16 protein-coding genes are annotated in these 23404 nt (G+C 39.7%); 6 read left to right on the forward strand and 10 right to left on the reverse strand.

Going from position 1 to position 23404, the window contains the following annotated elements:
• Nucleotides 1-142: 142 nt before the first annotated feature.
• The gene (locus IM793_RS11900; RefSeq protein WP_121286955.1) at nt 143-610 is read right to left on the reverse strand and encodes an Lrp/AsnC family transcriptional regulator; all 468 of its coding nucleotides are present in this window, start codon (nt 608-610) and stop codon (nt 143-145) included.
• Between the two features lie 196 nt (nt 611-806).
• Here IM793_RS11900 and IM793_RS11905 point away from each other — a divergent pair, with 196 nt between their 5' ends.
• The 5 genes from IM793_RS11905 to IM793_RS11925 all read left to right on the forward strand — a co-directional run bounded on the left by IM793_RS11905 (nt 807) and on the right by IM793_RS11925 (nt 9751).
• Complete coding sequence (locus IM793_RS11905) at nt 807-1853, forward strand: PLP-dependent cysteine synthase family protein (RefSeq protein WP_121286957.1); 1047 nt, start codon at nt 807-809, stop codon at nt 1851-1853.
• 24 nt (nt 1854-1877) lie between these two features.
• Nucleotides 1878-2327, forward strand: a complete 450-nt coding sequence (locus IM793_RS11910; RefSeq protein WP_193421575.1) for a protein-disulfide reductase DsbD domain-containing protein — start codon at nt 1878-1880, stop codon at nt 2325-2327.
• A gap of 16 nt (nt 2328-2343) precedes the next feature.
• On the forward strand, nt 2344-3993 hold the full coding sequence (locus IM793_RS11915) for a protein-disulfide reductase DsbD (protein WP_193421577.1): 1650 nt from the start codon (nt 2344-2346) through the stop codon (nt 3991-3993).
• 650 nt (nt 3994-4643) lie between these two features.
• A complete protein-coding gene (locus IM793_RS11920; RefSeq protein WP_227256225.1) occupies nt 4644-7721 on the forward strand; it encodes a TonB-dependent receptor in 3078 nt (1025 codons plus the stop codon).
• A 29-nt stretch (nt 7722-7750) separates the two neighbouring features.
• On the forward strand, nt 7751-9751 hold the full coding sequence (locus IM793_RS11925; RefSeq protein WP_227256226.1) for a RagB/SusD family nutrient uptake outer membrane protein: 2001 nt from the start codon (nt 7751-7753) through the stop codon (nt 9749-9751).
• A 66-nt stretch (nt 9752-9817) separates the two neighbouring features.
• On the opposite strand, the gene IM793_RS11930 is transcribed toward IM793_RS11925, so the two are convergent.
• Entirely contained in the window at nt 9818-10093 is a 276-nt protein-coding gene (locus IM793_RS11930) for a Txe/YoeB family addiction module toxin (RefSeq protein WP_121286969.1), read from the reverse strand.
• Between the two features lie 3 nt (nt 10094-10096).
• Entirely contained in the window at nt 10097-10372 is a 276-nt protein-coding gene (locus IM793_RS11935) for a type II toxin-antitoxin system Phd/YefM family antitoxin (RefSeq protein WP_132400808.1), read from the reverse strand.
• Nucleotides 10373-10921: 549 nt separating this feature from the next.
• On the opposite strand from IM793_RS11935, the gene IM793_RS11940 reads away from it, so the two are divergent.
• Entirely contained in the window at nt 10922-12592 is a 1671-nt protein-coding gene (locus tag IM793_RS11940) for a beta-xylosidase (protein ID WP_193421579.1), read from the forward strand.
• A gap of 342 nt (nt 12593-12934) precedes the next feature.
• On the opposite strand, the gene IM793_RS11945 is transcribed toward IM793_RS11940, so the two are convergent.
• The 7 genes from IM793_RS11945 to IM793_RS11975 form a co-directional block, all read right to left on the reverse strand.
• Nucleotides 12935-14137 carry a glycoside hydrolase family 28 protein gene (locus tag IM793_RS11945; protein WP_227256227.1) on the reverse strand — a complete coding sequence of 401 codons (1203 nt, stop codon included), beginning with the start codon at nt 14135-14137 and terminating at the stop codon, nt 12935-12937.
• A gap of 116 nt (nt 14138-14253) precedes the next feature.
• Complete coding sequence (locus IM793_RS11950) at nt 14254-17025, reverse strand: glycosyl hydrolase (RefSeq protein ID WP_193421583.1); 2772 nt, start codon at nt 17023-17025, stop codon at nt 14254-14256.
• A 4-nt stretch (nt 17026-17029) separates the two neighbouring features.
• Entirely contained in the window at nt 17030-17338 is a 309-nt protein-coding gene (gene rhaM / locus IM793_RS11955; RefSeq protein WP_193421585.1) for an L-rhamnose mutarotase, read from the reverse strand.
• 222 nt (nt 17339-17560) lie between these two features.
• Complete coding sequence (locus IM793_RS11960; protein WP_193421587.1) at nt 17561-18688, reverse strand: glycoside hydrolase family 88 protein; 1128 nt, start codon at nt 18686-18688, stop codon at nt 17561-17563.
• A 20-nt stretch (nt 18689-18708) separates the two neighbouring features.
• Nucleotides 18709-21612 (reverse strand): sugar-binding domain-containing protein, encoded by a 2904-nt coding sequence (locus tag IM793_RS11965; protein WP_193421589.1) that lies wholly within the window; start codon nt 21610-21612, stop codon nt 18709-18711.
• Between the two features lie 95 nt (nt 21613-21707).
• Nucleotides 21708-22499 (reverse strand): rhamnogalacturonan acetylesterase, encoded by a 792-nt coding sequence (locus IM793_RS11970; RefSeq protein WP_193421591.1) that lies wholly within the window; start codon nt 22497-22499, stop codon nt 21708-21710.
• A gap of 123 nt (nt 22500-22622) precedes the next feature.
• Nucleotides 22623-23390 (reverse strand): rhamnogalacturonan acetylesterase, encoded by a 768-nt coding sequence (locus tag IM793_RS11975; protein ID WP_193421593.1) that lies wholly within the window; start codon nt 23388-23390, stop codon nt 22623-22625.
• Between the last annotated feature and the right edge of the window lie 14 nt (nt 23391-23404).

Below are 23404 nucleotides of genomic sequence, written 5' to 3' on the forward strand. Positions count from 1 at the left end.
TTCGTCGTTCCTCCTCGCAATGACGTTTTATCGCGGACATACGCAACCTCAAATTCTACTAGCTAATCAATTGACTCTAAGGTATCAGATTTCCTTCAACCAATGACAAATGGACAACTAACTAATGACCAATGAACCTCCCTTACAGCGGATAAGCAGTTTCACTTTTTGGCTCTGAAAGTACAAAATAGCTCTGCACGGTTGTAATATTGGGGAGTGTTGCCAGTTTATTCCGTAAAAATTCGTGATAGGCATCCATATCTTTAGTTGCAATACGGAGAATAAAATCATGAGCGCCAGTCATTTGAAGGCATTCCATTACTTCCCCAAATTTAGAAACTTCGGTTTCGAATTCGATCAGGGTTTTAGCAGTATGTTCTTTCAGCAATACATGAGAGAAAGCAATCAGGTTTCTGTTTATTTTTTTCCGATCGAGAATCGCAACAATTCTTTTAATGTAACCTTGTTCCTTTAATCTCCTTATACGTTCGTGTATGGTTGCTATAGATTTATGCAGCTTTAACGATATCTCTTTATGAGTCAGGGCGGCATCATGCTGCAGCAATTTTAATATTTCGATATCAACCTGATCTAAATCTCCGTGTATCATGTATGCCTATGAATGAAAAAAAATATAATGGACATTAAAAAACTCAGCTTAAACTGAAATAAAAATCAATATTAGTCAAAAAAAACAGAAAATTTCTGTAAAAAATAACTTGTATTGACACAAATAAGAATAATAATGAATTTTACCGAAATTAAATTATTGGAAAAGCTTTCTATAATCGATTTAAAAAATAGCCATGAGAACATTAACAGCAAATGAAATGACAGCTTCCAATATAGGAAAATTTGAACATTTATCGCTTCTGGTTGGTAACACACCAATGCTGGAGCTTACTTATACTTACCAGGGAAGTATTGGTAAAATTTATGTTAAATGTGAGCATTACAACCTAACAGGCAGTATTAAGGATAGGATGGCGCTTTATACCTTGAAAAAAGCTTATGCTGAAGGCAAAATCAAAGCAGGAGACCGTATAGTTGAGGCTACGAGCGGTAACACCGGGATTGCATTCGCAGCAATAGGCAAAGCTTTAGGCCATCCGGTAACCATCATAATGCCCAACTGGTTGAGCAAAGAGCGCATGGATATTATTAAAAGTTTAGGTGCTGAAATTATTCTGGTAAGCAAAGAAGAAGGTGGATTTATTGGTAGCATTAAACTTGCAGAAGAGATGGCCGAAAACAATCCGGATATCTTTTTACCAAAACAGTTCGAAAATATTGCCAATCCAGAAGCACACGAACATACCACAGGAAAGGAAATCTGGGGCCAGTTAAAATTAAAAAATCTATCGCCAGATGCTTTTGTTGCCGGAGTAGGCACCGGAGGAACCATCATGGGCGTAGGTAATTTTTTAAGAAAGCAAAATGCTGATATTAAAGTACACCCACTTGAACCTGCAGAATCACCTACTTTAACTACGGGTTATAAAGTAGGCAGCCACAGAATCCAGGGCATTTCTGATGAGTTCATTCCCGAAATTGTTAAACTGAGCGAACTGGATGAAGTGATACAGGTAAATGATGGTGATGCCATACTAATGGCACAGAAACTTGCTGAGAAACTTGGTTTAGCGGTAGGCATATCATCAGGAGCCAATGTGATAGGTGCTATCAAACAACAGCAAAAAATGGGAATTGACAGCTGCGTAGTGACCATCTTTTCGGATAGCAACAAGAAATATTTAAGTACCGATTTAATGAAGTTGGAACCAGTTAAAACAGGATACATTACCCCTGAAGTAGATTTTCTGGATTACCAGGCCTTTAGCAGATTACATTAATCAACATAACCAATAAACCACAACATGAAAAAAATCATCTTTTTGTTCTGTACTGTATGCCTGATTAGCCTTAGTGCATATAGCCAAATTTTAAAACCCGTAACCTGGAGTTATGCCGCAAAAAAAACCGGCCCAAATACAGCTACTGTTTTCATCAAAGCTTCGGTAGATCAGGGCTGGCACCTCTATTCACAATTTGTTAAAGACGGAGGTCCTGTTAAAACAACCTTTACTTTTCCTGCATCCGGCGGTTATACCCTGGTTGGAAAAACAATCGAACCAAAAGCAATAACCAAGTTCGAATCTACTTTTAAAATGGATGTAAGCTACTTCGAAAAGTCGGTAGTTTTTCAACAAAAAGTGAAGCTAAAAGGGAAAACTGCAACCATTAAAGGCAACGTAGAGTTTATGGTATGCGATGATAAGCAATGTTTACCGCCAGAGCAGGTCGAATTTAGTATTCCTGTAAAATAATAGCATTACCAAGACTATGATATCCTTAAAAAAAATATGTCTCGGTTTGCTGTTCGTTTGTGCCATATCCTTAAATGGATATGCACAGGATAGCTCAGGCACCGACGACCTCACTTTTACAGAGATAAAGCCGGAAGCGCCTGATAGCACGATTAAAGCAAGCGATACTGTTGCCAAAATAGCAGCCACAGTACCCGCTACTGTTAAGCAAACTGTTGCGCCATCAAAAGAAGAACACAAAACTTTGTGGGGCATTTTTATTGCAGGCTTTGTTGGCGGTTTAGCAGCCTTGTTGATGCCCTGCATCTTCCCCATGTTGCCCCTTACAGTAAGTTTTTTTACTAAAGGATCAGAAAAAGGGAAAGCCTTTCGGCGTGCAGCATTATATGGCTTTTTCATTATCCTCATTTATGTAGTGCTTGGACTTTTGGTTACGGTAATTTTTGGTGCCGATGCCTTAAACAGTCTCTCTACCAATGGGATATTCAATTTCTTTTTCTTCTTATTGCTTGTTGTTTTTGCAGCTTCGTTTTTGGGTGCTTTTGAAATTACCCTACCCTCTTCATGGGTAAATAAAATGGATGCCAATTCGGATAAAGGCGGCATTGCAGGATTATTTTTTATGGCCGGAACACTGGCTTTAGTATCCTTTTCCTGCACTGGCCCTATTATAGGTACTTTATTGGTACAGGCAGCTACAACGGGGGCTTTGTTAGGACCAGCAATTGGTATGTTTGGCTTTTCTTTGGCTCTGGCCATTCCTTTTGCCTTATTTGCTTTATTTCCGTCTGCAATGAACAAACTACCAAAATCTGGTGGTTGGCTAAACAGTGTTAAGGTTGTGCTCGGTTTTCTTGAGCTTGCCTTTGCCCTGAAATTCTTGAGCAATGTAGATCTGGCCTACCATTGGGAATGGTTTGACCGTGAAATATTCTTAAGCCTTTGGATTGTTATTTTCGGGATGATGGGTATTTATCTTCTGGGGAAACTAAAGTTTTCGCATGATAGTCCTTTGGCATTTATTTCAGTACCCAGGCTTTTTCTGGCCACTGTAGTATTGGCCTTTACCATTTACTTGATTCCGGGCATGTGGGGGGCGCCATTAAAGAGTATTTCAGCCTTTCTTCCACCTCAGGAAACACAGGATTTCGATTTATATACAGCCAATTTATTAGCAGGGAAACCGACTGCAACAAATGATGGTCCGCATAAATATGCTGATAAATTTCATGCACCATTAAAGCTGAATGCCTATTTCGATTATGATGAAGGTTTAGCTGCAGCTAAGAAACTGAATAAACCTGTACTCATTGATTTTACCGGCCATGCCTGCGTAAACTGCAGAAAAATGGAAGCCAATGTTTGGCCAGATAAAGACGTATATAAAATGATCAGTAATGATTATGTATTGATTCAGTTATATGTGGATGATAAAACAGCACTTGCTCCGGCTGATGTAACGGTTACACCTGAAGGAAAAAAACTCAGCACCATTGGTAAAAAATGGAGCGACCTGCAAGCAAGGAAATTCCAGTCAAATTCGCAGCCTTTTTATGTACTGCTTGATCCAAAAACAGAAGCACTATTGGCACCACCACAAGGTGCTGATTATGAAATAGCCAATTACCAAAAATTCTTAAAAAGTGGTTTAAACGCTTTCCACTAACAGATAGGACATAAAAGCGTTTATTTTAGTTAATGATGGAAGGACAGTACCGGATGGTCTGTCCTTTGTTTTGCCTTTTTTTTTCCACAGGTAAATCCACTCATTTACATACCTCAGCATTAATCTTTGCAAATACGTATCGCTTACAGGATGGGACAGGACGGATTAGCCGAATAAAAGTTCTAACATCGTATAACCAAGTATAAATCCATTCTTTTAATCATTACCTATATGAGCAAGAAAAATTACGCTAACATAATGCAATCGTTTGCATTTACTGATCTCATTATCGCCATTTTAGATTCGCGAAGCACATAAGAAGAAAAGCCAGGTGTAGCCAAACTAACTCATTTTTCATCTTGTACGAGGTAATACATCCAGATGCAATGGATTACTTGCTTAACCATACACCCTCAAAACAGATAGCACAGCACCTCCGGTATGCTATTACCAAATAACCAAATATTTACAAAACCAATTAAATTATGGGTCTTAATTTTTATCCAGAAAAGTTAAAGCGACGAAGAGGTTGTTCCTACAGGGCAATCCTGATCACTAGCATGTCTGCACTCTGCATGTTATGTGTCGCAAATAATGCAAATGCTAACCATCTGAAAACAGCACTTTCGTCAGTCACAACAAACATCTCCATGAGCAAACGAGACGTTACCCTAAAAGGAAAAATTGTTGACGAAAAAGGTGAAACCTTGGTTGGCGTGAGTATAAAAGTAAAAGGTACAACTATTGTAGCCTCTACCGATGCCAATGGTACTTTCTCCGTTACTATTCCATCAACGGTGAGCAACCCGGTTTTGGTGGTTTCGTACATTGGATATGCCACACAAGAATTACCCGTAGATGGAAAAACTACAATCAGCATACAATTAAAGAGTTCCACAAATGATTTAGATGAGGTTGTAGTTGTTGGTTATAACACCGTAAAAAAAAGTGATTTAACCGGCGCGGTGGTAAGCGTGGGTGCAGAACAGATCAGATCAAGGCCGGTACAAAATGCATTACAAGCCATACAAGGCAAAGCAGCCGGGGTTGATGTTACTTCAAACGAGCGCCCTGGTCAAGTTGGCTCCATTTTAATCAGAGGTGTACGATCTATAAATGCCAGCAATTCACCATTATACGTAGTAGACGGTATTCCATTTGCAGCAGGCGGTATTGAAGCCATCAATCCTAACGATATCGAAAGTATCGACATTTTAAAAGATGCATCCGCAACTGCAATCTATGGATCAAAAGGAGCAAATGGCGTTGTATTGGTTACCACTAAAAAAGGTAAAACAGGCAGGTTAACTTTAGATTATGTGGGTATGGCAACCATCGAAACCATCCAGAACAGAACACAGATGATGAATGCTGCCGAATACATCGAATTCCGCCGCGATGCTTACCGCCGTGTAGGTTATTTAAATCCTGCAGCTCAGGCAAGCACTACTTATCCTGTTATACCAACACAAGCAGATGATAACCGCATATTTCCTAACGATAGTTATGTAACGGCAAACATTGCACAAGGCTGGCAAAATGGTATTTACAATGGCAGCTTGGTGCCTACAACAAACTGGACCGATCTGGTTACGCGGACTGGTATTACGCAAGACCATGTATTAAGCGCCAGTGGCGGTACAGACAAATTAAAAGCTTATGCCTCATTTGGCTACTTAAACCAGATTGGTACAGAACTTGGCCAGGATTATAACCGTTATACTTCTAAGGTAAGTGTAGAACTGAATCCGGTTAAGTGGTTTAAATTCGGGGCTAACATTACCGCATCTTACGGCTTGCAGAACTATGGGTTTTCAACAGGTAATGCAACCGGACCGAGCAGTTTATATGGTGCAGCACTAGGCATGCTACCTGTTGCTGTACCTTTCGATGTAAACGGTAACAGGATCAATTTACCCGGTGCAGACATCAATATTCAAAATCCCGTGGGTGAAGATCAGTACAATATCAATTTACGTAAAGTGTTAAGAACAATCGGCTCTTTTTATGCTGAAGTAAGCCTTTTGAAAGGATTGAAGTACCGTATTAACTTTGGCCCTGATTTTTACAACAACTACAATGGAAGATACCAGGATGCAAAATCAATCAATCGTGGCGCGGGCGAATCAGGCTCTACCAATTATGCTCAGCTTAACCAAAACAACAGATTTGCCTATACGCTGGATCACCTGGTTTACTACGATAAAACAATAAAAAAACACAACTTTGGTGTTACTTTATTGCAGAGTTCATCACTCTTTAAAGAAGAGAGTTCATCAATGACGGGAACTAAAATCCCTTTAAGTAACCCACTCTGGTATGGCTTAGGCGGAGCCAATATTCCGAGCCTGGATGCTTTTAGTACCGATTTGAGCAGAAACACTCTTGTATCATACATGGCCAGGGTTAATTACAGCTTTAATAGCAAATACCTGTTAACTGCATCGGCACGTTGGGATGGTGCATCGCAATTGGCTGAAGGCAACAAATGGGACTTTTTCCCCTCTACCGCAATTGCGTGGCGCATAGATCAGGAAGATTTCATGAAAAACATCAAATGGGTAGACCAACTGAAACTTCGTTTAGGTGTGGGTAGCGTGGGTAATTCGGCCATTTCTTATGGCACAACTTTAGGTAAATTACAGCCCTTAACTTATACTTATGGTAGCTCGGTACAAACCGGATATGTAGCCTCTGATGCATCATTGGCCAATCCTCCTACCTTACCAAACAAAGCGCTTGGATGGGAACATACTTTGCAGTACAATCTAGGCCTTGATTTTAGCTTAGTTAAAGGAAGAGTTGGCGGTTCCATAGACTTATATCAATCTAAAACCACCGACCTGTTATTGCAGAAAGACATTTCTTCAATAAATGGTTATACTTCATCTTTCGATAACATTGGAGAAACCCATAACAGAGGTATCGACATTACCCTGAACACTGTAAACTTAAAAAACAAAGATTTTAACTGGTCTACAACCTTAAGTTTCTCGGCAAGTAAAGATAAGGTGGTTAAACTGGCCAACGGCGATGTAATTGGTAGTTTATTGTTCATCGGTCAAAGGGTTAGGGTAGCCTACGATTTTGTCAAAGATGGCATCTGGCAAAATACGCCTGAAGACTTAGCTGAAATGGCAAAGTTTAATGCTAATCTGCCTGCAGCAAGTGCTTTTAAACCAGGCAGCATTCGGGTTAGGGACTTAAATAACGATTATAAAATTGATGCCAATAACGATAGAATGATTAGAGGAAGTTACACGCCAAGCTGGACCAGTGGAATGACCAATACCTTTACTTACAAAAACTTCGACCTTTCTATTTTTATTATCGCAAGATATAATTTTTTGATTGCCACGGGTGCAGAATCGCTCCAGGGCCGTTTTGCCCAACGTCTGGTTGACTATTGGACACCAACCAACCCAACAAACGATTATCCTGCCCCAAATTATGGAAGTGCATCCGGCGATCCTTACCGAAGTGCTATGAACTACCAGGATGGATCTTTCGTAAAAATCAGAAATATCTCATTGGGTTATTATTTCCCGGAAAAAATTGCCAAAAAATTAGCATTATCTAAATTAAGGGTATATGCACAAGCCATTAATCCGGGTTTAATTTACTCTAATGTTGGCTGGATTGATCCTGATTCGGGCATTTCATCCAACAATAGCGTTACCTCAACTTTTAACAGAGGTGTAGTATTTGGTGTTAATGTTAGCCTTTAATCCTTAATCGCTATTTAAAGAAATTGATCATGAAAAAGATTATAAATATATTATCGGGTGCTGCAATATTAGGAGGACTGATGATTTTCCCTACTTCCTGCAAAAAAAGCTTCTTAGATGAAGAAGTTGTTAATGCCCGTACCACAGCAGATTTTGTTACAACTGATGGCCTCGACGGTTTAAGCATAGGCATGTACCAGAGTTTAAAATTTCACTTTAATTATACCTGGGCATATACTACCACCAACTATGGAGTAGATGAATTTACAGTTGGTGGAGATAGAACCGAACAAATGTGGAATTCTTACGACGCAAGTTTGAATTCCCTTAACGCTGATGTAGCCAGTGTATGGGATAATATGTACGAAAACATAAATTCGGCCAATATTCTTATCAAAAACGTACCATTGTATTATCAGGGTGCAAGCAAAAACACTCGTCTGGGCGAAGGTTATTTTATGCGTGCTTTCGATTATTTCAAACTGGTAAAACAATATGGTGGTGTTCCGTTGAGGTTAGAAGCACAGGATTTCATTCAGGAAGAATTTACCAGGAACAGTGCAAAAGAGGTATATGAGCAAATAATTCAAGATTTTACACAAGCTTATAACTTTTTACCGGCTACAGTAACAGAAACCGGCCGCATTACCAAATGGGCAGCAGCACACTTTTTGGCAAAAGCGTATTTATTCCGTGCAAGCGAAATAAACAATACCTGGAATAGTGATACCAAAACCGCCGATCTTCAGAACGCTGTAAAATATGCCGATCTGGTAATTAACAGCGGTCAGCATACTCTGGCTACCAACTTTAGCGATTTATGGAATTTCACTACCATTGATGGCACAAACGAAACCAATAAAGAAATCATTTTAGCCGCCCAGTTCTCTGGCAATACAGCTACTCAGGGGCGTTACGGTAACCAGGTACATTTATATTATCCGTCTATTTACCAAAATTTACCAGGCATGCAACGCGATATCCCTGGCGATCGTGAATTCCAGCGTTTAAGGTCTACAGATTATGCCCTCGATGTTTTCGACCGAGTAAACGACTCTAGATTCTGGAAAAGTTTTAAAACACGTTATTTATGTAACAGGCCCGCCGCAGCACCACTTTGGACAGCAGGAACGGCACCAACACCAGATCTTGTGGGTAAAGCAAAATTTGCCGGCGGCGAAGAATCTATTTTATATATCATTAATAATGCAGGCGATACCAGGTATACACCTGCCGTTGCAAATGCAAACCCTGCACTTTCCACTGATATTGGTCGCCGCAAACCAAGTATGTATGTAAGGTACTTTGCTGGCCAACCGCAAAGTTATTTAGGTGGACATGGAAATTATGGTGTGAGTCAGTTTGTTGCTTTATCTAAATTTATGGATGGTTCAAGAAATGCTGTAGCCTCGCAATTTGGTCAACGGGATGGTATTTTAGCCCGCCTCGCAGAAACCTATTTAATTGCAGCTGAAGCTTACGGACTAATGGGCCAGTTTGCGCAGGCCATTCCATACCTAAATAAAGTTAGAGATCGTGCGGCTTATAAGGAAGGTGAAGATCGCTCTGTTTATGTAGATGGTGGCGCATCATATAAAAACAATGCTGCTGCAAACACAGCGCAATTTGTTTCATATTCTGATAAAAACAGCTATTTCGAGTCGAATAACCTAACCGCTACAACTGCCACTACCCTAACAGGTATGCACTTAAACAGCGAAGCTGACATATTTAACTCCAATAAAGAGTTTTATGATAAAATTGGTGCTACCTCACAGGAAAATAAGTTTACCGCTTTTATCTTAAACGAACGCTCCAGGGAGCTAATGGGCGAGTTATTGCGCTGGGAAGATTTGGCACGTACCAAAACATTGGTAGCCAGAACAGCTGCCTTTAACGATGAGGCAAAACCTTCAGAGAGCAAACATTACTTACGCCCAATTCCTCAGAGTTTCTTAGATGTGATTAAGAGCGGTGGAGCTGCATTAACACCTGAACAAAAACAGGCCATGCAAAACCCAGGCTGGTAAGCAAACTAAGCCTTAAAAAAGAGCAATTTACTTTCGGGTTTATTGCTCTTTTTTGTTTAGATATTATTATTTATTGTAGTGAAACCGGCACTGAATAACGGCACATTGTTGATCTTTTCCTTTAGTACCTGATATTTGATAAACCAGACGATGCTCCCCGGTAATCCGCCGCGACCAAAAACCCTTTAAATTATGCTTTAAAGCTTCAGGTTTTCCTAAACCATGAAATGGTGTTCTTGTTATATCTTTCAGGAGTGCCCTTACTTTTCTTTCCGCTTCGTCATCATTATCCATCCAATATTCAAAATCCTCCCAGGCTTCTTCAGTAAATAATATATTCATTGCTTAAAGCTCAACTGACTTTTCATCTTCTAAAAAAAATTGCTTCATTCTGTCATTTTTTAAGCTCTCCATAGATTTCTCTAATCTTTTGCGGTTTGCTTCTGTCGACATTAAATGTGCAGTTTCGGTAAGCGCATTATATTCTTTAATAGAAATAACCACAATAGCATCATCTTCATTATTATTTCTTGGAACAATTAAAACATCCTCTGTAGCACTTATCTCATCAAAATAGCCTTTCATATTTGTTCTAAGCGAAGAAATGGTTACTGCTTTCATATTTACTAGTTTTGTACAATCAAATGTACATCATAATGTACAAAAAACCAAATAATGTAATCCCTATTCTTTTATCTTCATCATATAAACACTCGATTAATTGAATTGCTTTTGTCACCACTGGTTTTCGAAGGCAACTCCAACTAGGTTTAGGTTATTTACAGCTAATTGCAAAGCAATCAAGGAAAAATAGTTATCATACCGTTAGTGGGCTCAGGAAAAGAAAAAGAAAACTCATATATTGGCCTAGAGGTAAATGGTAAAAACTTGATGACGGTGTTAACCATACTGAAACCAAATTAAAGGGTGATTTAAGTATTATTGAAGCAGAAATTTACGAGTAGCCTTAGGCAGACTTCTGAAGTTTACAGGCCCGTTCCGTTGGCAGATGCTAATAGAAAGGTCGTCATCTCGACTGAAGTGCAACGGAATGGAGAGATCTTTTAACCAAGTTATTGAAATGAAATTTAAAGATTTCTCCACTGCGGTCGAAATGACGACACTTCGAGGAGACAAATTAGCCACTCAGATTGACATTAAAAACACAATATGAAAAAATTTAAAAAAGCTTACTTGCTGCTTTTTTGCTTAACCGCTTTCATCCATTCGGTTAATGGGCAGTCTAAAGCCAACATTGAAGTTAATTTCGACAAGAATATAGCACCCATGAAACCCATTTGGGCCTGGTTTGGTTATGATGAACCGAATTATACCTATATGAAAGATGGTCAGAAGTTATTGACCGAACTTTCTAAATTAAGTCCGGTTCCGGTATATGTACGTGCGCATAACTTGCTAACCTCTGGCGATGGTACTCCTGCTTTAAAATGGGGATCAACCAATGCCTATACAGAAGATGCCAAAGGTAATCCCGTTTACAACTGGAAAATTGTTGATCAGATTTTCGATACTTACGTAAAAAGAGGCATGAAACCTTTGGCGCAAATTGGCTTTATGCCCAAAGCGCTATCAACCAAACCTTTTCCTTATCAGCATAAATGGAAGCCAGGTGCCCGGTATGATGAAATTTTAACCGGCTGGGCATATCCCCCTAAAGATTATAAAAAATGGAGCAATTTGGTTTACGAGTGGGTAAAACATTGTGTCGCACGATATGGCAAGGCTGAGGTAGAAAGCTGGTACTGGGAAGTGTGGAACGAGCCCGATGGCGCTTATTGGAAAGGTACACAGGCCGAATTCTTTAAACTTTACGATTACGCTGCAGATGGACTTAAAAGGGCTTTACCCACTGCAAAAATTGGTGGTGCCAATGTAACGGGTGGAGGAACAAAATATTTAGATGCCTTTATCAAACATTGTTTAAACGATACCAATTATGTAACGGGTAAAATCGGTTCTCCTTTAGATGCTATACTTTTTCATGCTAAAGGCTCGCCAAATGTGGTTAATGGAACCGTAGTGATGAATGTAAGGACTCAGCTACGCAATATTGATGGAAATTATAAGATCATCAGTAAATACCCTCAGCTTAAAAATATCCCTGTAATTATCGGCGAATCCGATCCTGAAGGCTGTGCCGCTTGTGGCATGAGTACTAACCCTGAGAATGCCTACCGAAACGGCACCATGTATTCGAGTTATACCGCAGCCTCTTTTGCCCGACTTTACGAACTTACATATAAATATAAAATCAATCTGTTGGGAGCTGTTACCTGGTCGTTCGAATTTGAAAACCAGCCTTGGTTTGCAGGCTTTCGAGATTTAGCGACTAATGGTGTTGATAAACCTGTTTTAAATGTATTCAGGATGTTTGGCCAGATGAAAGGGAACCGTGTTGAGGCCATAAGCAACCGCATGTACAATTTAAATGCTATTTTGGATTCGAGCATCAGGAAACCACAAACCGATATAGGTGTTTTAGCCACTAAAGCTGAGAAAACCGCTGCTGTTCTGTTGTGGAACTACCATGATGAGGATAAAACGGATTCGAAAGATCTTATTTCTATCTTGCTGAATAAACTGCCCGCAAAAATGGTAATGGTTACAGAATATCGCATTGATACCGAAAACAGCAATTCTTACTCAGAATGGAAAAAAATGGGTTCACCACAAAACCCAGATGCAAAACAAATTGCTGCATTAGAGAAATCCGGGCAACTTAAAATGATTGGTAAACCCAGAAAATTTGACACCACAGGTGGTGCTTTTGAAATGGAATTAGCCCGGCAAGGAGTAGTTTTGCTGAAATTGGATTGGTAGCTTTTTGCTTTTTTTACCACGGAAACACGGAATGCACAGAAATAAATAATCGTTTATAACGATATAATCGTAATCCTATTTATGCACTCGTTTGGAAACGAGCGCAAGCAATAAAAAGAAGCATTTTTCTCTTGAGACTGTATCATAAATTGTGATTCATTTCGAATTTGTCACGTTGAGCCTGTCGAAACGCCTTATAAGACTTTTAAAACAGGTTCTTCGACAAGCTCAGGATGACAATTCTATATTTATGATAAGCCTATCTCAAATATTATTTTTTCATTCTGCGAGGATACAGATTGAGGGTAAGCAATGTCTTGGTAAACTTCGGATTAGCCTTAACTAAGGCTTAACCACCAATGGCGCTCCATTTACCATTACGTTTTCAATTTTAACATCCTGATGCCTGTTTTTTAAAAAAGGTGTTTTCGTAGTTACTTCCAAATCTTTAAAAAGAAAACCAGATACCTTATCTTCCGGATTCCCATCCATTTCGCCAAATTTTGTTGCTTCTACTTTGATGTTTGAGATCCTGATGTTTTTGATTGTACCAAATGGTTTTGCTGTGCTGCCTGCCAAATCGAAAAACTGTTTCCAGGGATTTAAGTCGATAATCGCACCGCATTTCCCGGTAATGTTTTCTACCGTAATATTTTCGTAAAGCTGAAAAGTATCTCCACGCATTTTCATTTTTAAAATGGGACAGTTATTTTCCACTTTACAGTTGCGCATGGTAATATTACGTGCATGGATACACTCACTTCCCATCGTTAAGGTAGCATGTGCTTCGCCGATGGTACAGTTTTCAATTAAAATGTCTTCAACAATCCCGTTTTCTGGCAATTTCTGTGCATCAGGACCTTTACCGCCTTTAATACAAACGGCATCATCATTTACCGAGATATAACAATTCCTGATGGTTACTTTTTTACAAAAATCAATGTCTATTCCATCAGTACTGGGGGCTTTTACAGGCCTGAATGGTGAACGGATATCGCAATCCTCAATTAATACATTATTAGATTGGTATAAATGGGTAGTCCAGAATCCTGCATTACGCAATTTCGCCCGCTTAATATTTACATTATTACATCCCCAGATAAAAATTAACCGCGGACGGCTCACCTCCAGGTTTGTAGATTCCCTTCCTAATTTTTTAAGTGAATCGAGATGTGCCCAAAATGTTTTCCAGAATTTAAGGCCATTTCCATCAATAGTGCCTGGCCCTGAAATACTAAAACCATCTACCTTTGTGGCATTAACCAATGCAGCAAAATATTTAAGGCTCCTGCCTTCCATCCGCGATGGGATAAATGGATAATCTTTTATATTATCAGAACCCTTAAGCACAGCGCCTTCCTGTAACAGCAGCTTAGTTTTAGGCTTAAAAAAGAGTGCTCCGCTAAGATAAACACCTTTAGGGATTACAATCGTTCCTCCTCCTTTTTGATAAGCCTTATCGATTACACTTTGAATGGCTTTGGTATTCAGTTTAGTGCTATCATTACCTACACCAAATTTTGTGATGATATAATCTTGTGCCATGGCATTTATACCTATGACGATAAACAATGTGAGTATTAGGAGTCTTTTGATGATAAATTGCATATTATTTGTATAATTTTTTTAAAATTTCGTGTGCCGGAGTTAATAATATATGTTTAGTTAAAAGCTGTAATGCTTACCTGGCCGATTAATCCTGAAGGCATTACACTCCATTTTGATGCATCAAAATCCTTATAGTTAATATTTACGAAATTGATCTCGTGGTAATTCCGCCACTGGATTTTTTTGATATCCATATCACGGATCCGGTTCGCCATCAAATTAACCACTTCAATTTTTATGGTATTATGTCCTGTTTTTAAATATTTACCCACACGTGCCTGAAAAGGGATGCTCCATAAAATGCCAACTTCCTGTCCATTGATCCATACACGCGCACTTTCATCTACCTGATTCAGGTTTAGAACATATTCTTTGACCGATTTTGAACTCAGCGTAAAGCTTGAAGTATAAACACCTGTACCAGAAAAGGCCTGTAATTTAGGGTCGTTTAAAGTAGTCCAGCTCACCAGTTTAGCTAACTGCTGATCTGCAGGAAGTTCTGGTCCACCTTCAGTAAAATGTAAATTCCAGGCTTTGTTGAGATTAACAGTACTGGTAGCTTTATTTAAATAAACCCAGGGCGTTTTGGTTGTTCCATTCTGACCGACCTTTAAAAACAAACTCTCTCCCGATTTAAGCTGTATACGAACTTTTTTATCACGTATTGCTGCCAAACCCACATTCGAGCTTTGCGGATCCATGATTAAAACCTGTCCTTCTTCATTTAAGGAAAGTCCGGCATCAATATCTTTAGCGGTGTGGTTAACCAGATAATAGAATTTGCCATTTATTGTTTTCCTCCTGATAAACTGCAGTCCGGTATCGGTTAATGTTTCTCTGTTAATATTTATCGAATTTAATGCTTTTTGCACATCGCTAGCCAGTAAAATTACGCCTGTTCCAACTTTAAACTGTTTAATACCATTTGCCTCATCCGTAAAGATAAATTTTGCTAAATCAGCTTTTAGCTGTGCTCTTCTGGCTTCCAGGTTATGTAAACCAGGAACATCTTTAGGCAATGCCTGAAAAATGACTTTTGCTCCGTTGCTGGCCAGTTTTATCATCTGATCTAGCGTTTCCGGGCTCATCATTTCGCATTGCGGAACAATTAATACCTGATATGGCGAAGCGTCTGCGTTGGTACTGATTAATGCCTGGTTAACCGTTGATTGCTTTAACAAGCGATCGGATGCAAAATCGAACGAATAGCCAGATTTATAAAGATCTTTTGATAATTTATAAAAGGCTGTTGGATGTAACCACTCGTCAACATCATGTACTTTTAAAGCCATATCCAAACCTTTAGCCTTGTTCCAAACATCATAAATTGGCCAATAAATTAATAGTTCGTTGTCTGGAGTTCCTGATTGAAGAATAGATTGACAACGGGCTATATAATTGTTTAACCCTTGTGCCTGTGGCCATAAACTGTTGTTTGGATTCATTTCTACCGAAGCATAGAATAACCATCCCGGCCAGGGCACATTTGCAGGCGAATTGGTGGTTCCATGATAAAAAATGTGATTAATCCCTGCCAAAAACAATTGCTCCGCTTCTGGTTTGCATTGCGAAAACGAGGTTTTAAAATGCTCGGTTAGCCAGGTAAATGTTTCGGAAGAAACCAGTTTTTTGCCACCCGTATGCGCTGCGGAAGAAGCAAATTTGAACATCATCGGATCTGGATCTACGTTGCGGATATCCGCCGCATTACGCCTAAGCCCTGGGATCGGGAAGTAACTAGAGCCAAAGGTTTCGGTTTCCGGAATATCAACGGCCCCATAAAGATCGAGCAGATTGCCCGGTGAACCATGCGACTGGTTTCTGGTAACCGATTTAAGCTGATGCGCCCAATTGGTCCAGTTTTGCGTAAAATTATGGAGCAGAAGCTCATCCATGGTTTCCCGGTAATCAGATTTTAAACGCGCAATATCTGCACTTGTAGAATCTTTACCGGTTAGTTCTTTAATATGAGCCGCAAGATCATAACCCCTGTTTTTCTTAAATTCCTGAAAAAAAGTGGGTGTCCAGGTAGCGCCATAAACTTCATAACTATCATTAAAAAACGACCGGACACCTTGTGGTTTTCCTCCAAAAGCATCTGAGAATCTTTTCAGGTAAATATCAACTGCATTTTTATCGAGGTGATCTAAAGTAAAACCTTCCCCTCCTGGCGCTGCTCGTTTAACCATTTGCCTGGTTTTACCTGCAAATGCAGCATAAATATCCCAGCTGCCAATCGTTGGCGACCAATTTAAAGATCCATCGGCCTGAACTTTTGGAAGCAGATTGAGCACCTCACCATTTGGCCCATAAGCGGTTAAAGCCTGCAACTGCGCGAAATCCTGTTTCGCTTCTTTAACTTTAATGGTTTCGGTTAACTTCTCGCCCGCTTTGATTGTATATTGCTGGGTAATCAGTTTGGTGGCGGCATTTTCGGGCTTAATCTGCGGACCGCCAAACGGCCAGCCTGTACCTGTATTCATGTCTACTCCTAAACCCAAAGTATTGGCTTTATTTACCGTATAGTGCAATATATCTATCCACTTTGGCGATAAAAACTGGAGGTATTGTTTTTCATAACCCTTAGCACCATAAATTGGTGTAATTTCTACTCCACCGAGACCAGCATCTGCGTATTTCTTTAAAACCAGGTTTAAATTCTTTTCGTCTACAGCATTTCCCATCCACCACCAGCGGGTCCAGGGCTTCATCTGCTTTTCGATAACAGGCCAACTGCTGGTATTTTTCACAGGCTTTTGTGCTTTAGCCAAACTAAAAATCAATGTACTAAGCAGCAGAACAGAAAAGAATCTATGTAATTGCATATTTTTAATCTAAATGGAAAACCATTTCTAAAGGAAATGTTTTTGGAGAATTATCAGCATTGGTTTCCATAATATCCGCCATGTAGGCCCACCATTTCTGCACAATCCGGGTACTGCCTAAATCCTGCGAGGAACTGCCATTTTGTTGTTGCACGGCAAAAAGTATATTGGTTTCTTCATCTAAAAAAATAGAATAATCGGAGATCCCATTTTCCTTTAATAAAGCGGATAGTTCTGGCCAGATCTCATCATGGCGCTTTTTATATTCTGCTTTAAAACCGGGCTTAAGCTTCATTTTGAATGCAATTTTCATGTTTTTAATTTTATTTTTAATGAGTTTTAGTAACCAGTCCTGTCATTCTTAACGCAGTGAAGAATCCCGAACAGATAAGCATTTAAATTAAGTCTTTCACCTACATTCTTGTCCAGTGTTTTTTAGCCAAACTGTGTTCTATGCTTAAAGATTCTTCACTATGTTCAGAATGACAAATATCCATGGTCTGTGTTTTCCCTAAATCTCTGAAATTCATCTCAGTTACTTTTTAAGCTTATATACCTCTGTTCCTGCCAATAGGAAACAACCCAGGCCATAATCTTCAAAATCAGGCATGCTGGTGTAACTTACCGGCTGTCCGTCTTTTGGTTCCTTACCTGTTCCCTGCATAAAACCAATAAAGCCATTTTTTTGAACGGCATCTCTCGTCATGGCGTTCCAGGATTTGGTAATCATCGGCAGATAAGTAGCCTTATCTAAAACACCATGATTTACGCCCCAGGCCAGGCCATACACAAACAAGGCAGTGCCCGAAGTTTCCTTCCCGCCAAAATGGGTCGCATCGTGCAAACTCACGTTCCAGAAACCATCAGTGCGCTGGATCGCCGCCAAAGCTTTAATCATTTCGTGATAGGTTTTTAAGTATTCACTGCGGTGAGCTTCATTTTCAGGAATAATTTCTAACACACGTACCAGTGCTGCAACCACCCATCCATTCCCTCTCGCCCAGTAACAATCTTCGCCATTTGGTTCTTTATAAGGGGGCACAAAATCTTTATCGCGCCACCAAAGGCCATCTTTGGCATTGTACAAGCCACCACCCTCAGTATTTTTAGCATGCATATACATTTTGTACATGTAATTGTAATAGGTGGTATCATTGTATAATTTACCCAGTTTGGCAAAAACAGGCATCCCCATTTGTATGGCATCAATCCAGGTCCAATCGTTTACCTTGCCCGATTTGATTACCAGATCGATTGAGGATTTAATGTCTTTAATGCGTTCGGGTTGTTTATCGATCAGGTAAAGATCGATATAGGTTTGTCCACAGGCCTGATCGTCGGCATTTTTTGTAGTAATACCATTTCTTAGGCCCCAGTTATGTTTTTCGCCCCATTGAACCGCATAATCGTAATATGCTTTTTCAGGATGAATTTTATAAAGATTCATTAATCCTTCGTAATACACTGCCCTCGTCCAGATGTTGCTTGGCCGCTCCCTATTGGTTATGATCGACTTCCCTGCATCTGGCCATTTATTCATGAAATAAGCATTTGTTAATTTCAATACTTTTAAAACCTCCTTTTTATTGGGGATTTTTTGTGCAAAAAGTACCTGTGTAAATACGCTGAGAATCAGAGCGGAACTGAGTATAAATTTCTTCATGGTGATATTTCGCTTATCGATTAATTGGAATTAGGTTTTGGTTTTAACTCATCCGGACTATCTTTTGTAAAGGTATCGAACTGAATTTTCGACGGACTTTCGAAGATATCTTTCACGGTATTAAAAGCCACTTCATATTTTGGATTAAACTGATCAGACATCATATATTGCTGTAAGCTGAAATAAAGTTGTTGTGCAGCAGGAGTATCTTTTAAATCAGGTGAAAGATTAGCACTCGAAACCACCAATTTCCCCTTACCCACTTTTGCTTCGAAAACCAATGCCAAACGGCGGTTCAAAAACCAGGTATCTATAGGTTGAATAATCGGCCTAAATCCAGAGGGGAAATCTTCGAGGTTCATCACCTGAGATTTGTTTACAATTTCCCACCATTGCATATCACTGTGATAATCCGTTGGAAAATTTTTAAAAGCAGCATGTTTTGGATCACATAAAATCCCTAAAGTATGTGGTGGACGCATTTTAAACCATGAGGTATTCCAGAAAACAGGAAGAAAGGTTTGCACCACTTCTTTTCCTTTTACTACTTTGCCAGCTGCATTTAGAAAAACATTGCCACCATCTGCTAAAACGGACCGGGCTTGATCATCTAAACTGGTGCAATAATACACATCGCTTTTAACTGCTGGCAACTGCGCAGGATAAACCCAGAAATTCCAATCGTTCGCGAATTCAGTTCCATCAATGGTAACCTCCAGTTTCAGTTTAGATGCTTTTGTAATATCACTTAAGGGAAATTTAATTTCTCCTATGGCAATACAATTGGTAACAGCCAAGGTTTTAGGATTGAAATTGCCTTTGGCTACATTCGTGCCACTTTCATCTTTGAGTGTCCACGAGAGTTTCGCATTTTCAATTGGTGCTTTTCCAAAATGTGCCACTTCTACCGCAGCTTCTAAGGTTTCGTTATTGGTAAATACAAACTTTGAAACTTTTAACAAAGGCACCGTGCTGTTAGAAAAACGTTTGAATTCTTTAGCAGTGATATAACCCTTTTCATCCCAAAAGGCATCCAGAACACCAACAAGTGCTGTTCCCTGTCCTGGGTAATCATTTAACGATAATAACTGGTAGCCATTGTAATTTGGTGTGCGTAATGCTTTTTCAATTTCATTTTTATAACAAAGGGCTTGTAATTTACCCGAAGCCATTAAAAAATCGTGTCCTTGATCGCCCATATCGTGGTCTTTGAGATCTTCCTGAAACATTTCGAAATTCTTTGCGCGATAAACACCAGTGTATTTTTTTATTTCATCGAAATTAGGAAAGGCACAATATTGCCCCATTTCATGTGCTACAAAAGGCACTGTAAACTGCTCGATCTGTTTGGCATAGGTTGAAATACTTTCTGGCTTTCTGCCCCAATCTAAACCTCTTGCACCAGCCCGAACCATATATTCGTTGTTTGGAATAACCGGCCAGCTACCACCAACTGAAGCGCCTGTGTATAATCTTCTCGAATCTTTTGCCTTCCAATAATTATTAAACTTAGTCAGGTATTCAACCTGTCTGCCGCGCGGTTCGTTACCATAGGCCATCATACAAAAGGATGCATAATTGCCATAGTTTTTGGTCATGCGGTTGGTTTCATCATAAATAAACTGATCGATCGGTTTTCCATCTCCGATAGACGTACCATGATTGGCCCAGCTTGGTCCTTCAGGCTGAAGGTAAAAACCAACCTGATCTGCAGCAATAAAAGCAGCTTCAGGCGGGCAAAACGAATGGAAACGCATGTGATTTAACCCATGGGCCTTCGAAATTTTAAAAATGCGTACCCATGCAGCAACATCCATTGACGGATAACCGGTTAACGGAAATTCGCAATTGTTAACCGTACCGCGTAAAAAAACCGGACGACCATTAATTTCAAAAGTTCGGCCTACAGCTTTAAACTCGCGCATGCCGAATTGCACTTTTTTCTCGTCTTTTTTGCCATCTTTCGATAGTAAAGTTGCTGTTAAACGGTACAATGCCGGATCGAACTCATCCCAGGTGGCTATTTTATCGCCCATTGGCAAATTGATTTCTAAGCTACCTTCTCCGTTTGTGATCTGATAAGTTGCTGTTACGGGTTTTACCTGCAGGATATTTTTGGTATTGAAACTGCTGGCAGAAAGTATAATTTTTCCTGTAGAAGATTGATTGGCACCAGCCTTAAGTTGGATTTTAACCTTCGCTGACTTTTTCTTTAAATCAGGGTAAACCTGGATATCTTCAAAATAAACAGGCGAACCGGCAATTACCTCCATTTTACCGACTACACCATTCCAGTTGCCTTGGGTATGGTCGGTTAAACTATGTGAATCCTGCCCAACATTGATCGCTTTGATGCGATTGTCGATTAATAAAGTAATGGTATGTTTTCCTGCCTTTAAATTTGCCGGGAGTTCAAAATTCTGCGCAACCACAAAGGTATACTGTGTTCCGATTTCAATATCGTCTATCCAAACCCTCGTTTCTGAATGGGGGTATTCCAGAGATAACACCATTCTTTTACCATTCCAACTGGCTGGAATTACGATATCTTTCTGATACCATGCTGCGCCAGTATAATGTTTGGCGGGGGTTAACCAGAAAGGCATTTTCAGGTTACCAGGTTTTCGATATTTTTCTAAGCGGGGATGAAAAAAGTACGAGCTATCGTAAATACTTCCGGTCCATTTTGTTTTTAAGGTAATGTCGTCGCCCTTTAAGTTTTCGGCCATTGAACCTGGCAGATGAACAGATTCTGGAAGAATGGTGGAATACCATTTTCCTTTTATGCCTTTGTCTTTAGCATCAATTTTGAAACGCCATTTGCCGGCAAGTGAAATGCTTTGAGCATGTGTTTGCGTAATGCTTAAAAATATGAAAGCAATGCCTATCAGCACTTTGAAAACTCGATGAACCTGTTTATGCATAAAATTTAACGGTTTATCACCGCTGGTATTTGGTTAGGCTGTTAAAATAAGACAATATCTTCAGGAAAGCATCCTGTAGTATCCTGCTCTATGACTTATTTCAGGTAGCTATTCAGTTTATTGCGTTTTAATTTATTCAGGCCTTTTATAACAGCAGCTGCATTTAACTTCGCTCCTGCTTCGTTGGTATGGGTATGGTCTTTCTCGGTAAAAAAAGTTTTCACATCAGCCGCACTTAGTGCAGCATATTTATCTTTAATAATCTGGTTTAATGGAATAAAATCGACTTTTTCGGCCTTTGCAACTTCTTCTGCCCAGCTGGCATAACTATCGTTGGCTAAAACTACAGCATCATCTTTAACCGGATTGCGTGGAATTGGTGAGCAAACAATCGCTGTTGCGCCTTTTGCTTTAATATCGCTGATAAATTTGCGCAGGTACCAGCCATAAGTATAAACCACTTCCTGCTTTTTCTTAATCGGGTTATAAATCTCTTTACTTTCCGTTCCGATACCTTTTATGGTACCACGGGCACGGGCGGTGTCATCTAGTGGGCTACTATCGTTATGGCCAAACTGCATCATTACGAAATCGCCTTTTTTTACTTTTGCCAAAACAGCATCCCACAAACCATTGGTTTGAAAAGTGCGACTGCTGGTGCCGCCAAGTGCATCGTTTTCGACGTTGATTTTTTCACTGTTGAATAAATCTCCGATAAAACTTCCCCAGCCCCATAAAGCACCGTCGCCTTTCCCTTTTCCATTTTTAACGGTCGAATCGCCAATGAGGAATAAGGTAGGTTTTGCCTGCCGTTTTAAGATGATGGAGGAAGAAAAAACAAGAAAAGCAGTTAAGAGAATGAGGGGTAGGTATTTGGTTGATTTCATAATTATTGCCCTTCAGGGTTGATTATACAGATGATTGGATTACAACCTTCGGGATGATTACACCGATTGTTGGATTACACAGATTTATATTGCCTTTGGTCTTTTAGCTTTAGTCTTTCTCCTTTATTTAAGAAGATACTTTTTCAAATCACAATCTTTTAATTCTTTAATTCCTTCTACAACAGATGCAGCATTAACTTTAGCGCCTTCCAAATTGGTATGGGTATGGTCACCTGGAAAATACAGTTTTACTTTGTCTGGCCCCAAGGCATCATATTTATCGGCTGTTATTTTATTCAGGTCAACGAAACAAGCATTTTCTTCTTTGGCAACATCGGCGGCCCATTTTCCAAAATCGTTATTGGCTCGAACCACTTTACCATCTTTAAAAACATTCCTTGGAATCATGGAAAGTACAATTGGTGTAGCCCCTTTTGCCTTGGTTTCACGCACAAATTTGCGGATATACCAGCCATAGGTATGTACAGTTTCTACCTTTCCATCCGGCCAGGTTAATACTTTAGTTTCTTCGCCGGTTCCTTTTAACACACCTCTTCTTCCGGCTTTTGTCGTATCAGGTACGCTTCCGTCGTTGTGTCCGAACTGCATGGTAACGAAATCGCCTGGCTTTAATGTTTCCAAAACCTTATCCCATCTGCCCTCCGACAAGAAAGTTCGTGTACTTCTTCCAGCAATAGCGTTATTTTCTACATCAATCCTGGTGCTATCAAAAAGAGAAGCAATCGGCGTTCCCCAGCCCCAGGTTTCTTTGTTCAAATTGCGAACAGTAGAATCACCAATGATATGCAAAACGGGCTTATGTTGAGCGATAAAGGCAGCAGAACAAATAATGATGATCATTCCTGCCAGGATAAAGCTGTATTTTTTCATTTTTATTTAAGATT

This window comes from Pedobacter sp. MR2016-19 (genome assembly GCF_014947265.1).
Lineage (GTDB): Bacteria > Bacteroidota > Bacteroidia > Sphingobacteriales > Sphingobacteriaceae > Pedobacter.

Excerpts from the sequence above, each read along its gene's own strand:
- IM793_RS11925 (WP_227256226.1), top strand. The coding sequence starts at position 7,751 with ATGAAAAAGATTATAAATATATTATCGGGTGCTGCAATATTAGGAGGA.
- IM793_RS11970 (WP_193421591.1), bottom strand. The coding sequence starts at position 22,499 with ATGAAATCAACCAAATACCTACCCCTCATTCTCTTAACTGCTTTTCTT.
- IM793_RS11930 (WP_121286969.1), bottom strand. The coding sequence starts at position 10,093 with ATGAATATATTATTTACTGAAGAAGCCTGGGAGGATTTTGAATATTGG.
- IM793_RS11975 (WP_193421593.1), bottom strand. The coding sequence starts at position 23,390 with ATGAAAAAATACAGCTTTATCCTGGCAGGAATGATCATCATTATTTGT.
- IM793_RS11945 (WP_227256227.1), bottom strand. The coding sequence starts at position 14,137 with ATGGCACAAGATTATATCATCACAAAATTTGGTGTAGGTAATGATAGC.
- IM793_RS11950 (WP_193421583.1), bottom strand. The coding sequence starts at position 17,025 with ATGCAATTACATAGATTCTTTTCTGTTCTGCTGCTTAGTACATTGATT.
- rhaM (WP_193421585.1), bottom strand. The coding sequence starts at position 17,338 with ATGAAAATTGCATTCAAAATGAAGCTTAAGCCCGGTTTTAAAGCAGAA.
- IM793_RS11920 (WP_227256225.1), top strand. The coding sequence starts at position 4,644 with ATGAGCAAACGAGACGTTACCCTAAAAGGAAAAATTGTTGACGAAAAA.
- IM793_RS11915 (WP_193421577.1), top strand. The coding sequence starts at position 2,344 with ATGATATCCTTAAAAAAAATATGTCTCGGTTTGCTGTTCGTTTGTGCC.
- IM793_RS11910 (WP_193421575.1), top strand. The coding sequence starts at position 1,878 with ATGAAAAAAATCATCTTTTTGTTCTGTACTGTATGCCTGATTAGCCTT.
- IM793_RS11965 (WP_193421589.1), bottom strand. The coding sequence starts at position 21,612 with ATGCATAAACAGGTTCATCGAGTTTTCAAAGTGCTGATAGGCATTGCT.
- IM793_RS11960 (WP_193421587.1), bottom strand. The coding sequence starts at position 18,688 with ATGAAGAAATTTATACTCAGTTCCGCTCTGATTCTCAGCGTATTTACA.
- IM793_RS11940 (WP_193421579.1), top strand. The coding sequence starts at position 10,922 with ATGAAAAAATTTAAAAAAGCTTACTTGCTGCTTTTTTGCTTAACCGCT.
- IM793_RS11935 (WP_132400808.1), bottom strand. The coding sequence starts at position 10,372 with ATGAAAGCAGTAACCATTTCTTCGCTTAGAACAAATATGAAAGGCTAT.
- IM793_RS11905 (WP_121286957.1), top strand. The coding sequence starts at position 807 with ATGAGAACATTAACAGCAAATGAAATGACAGCTTCCAATATAGGAAAA.
- IM793_RS11900 (WP_121286955.1), bottom strand. The coding sequence starts at position 610 with ATGATACACGGAGATTTAGATCAGGTTGATATCGAAATATTAAAATTG.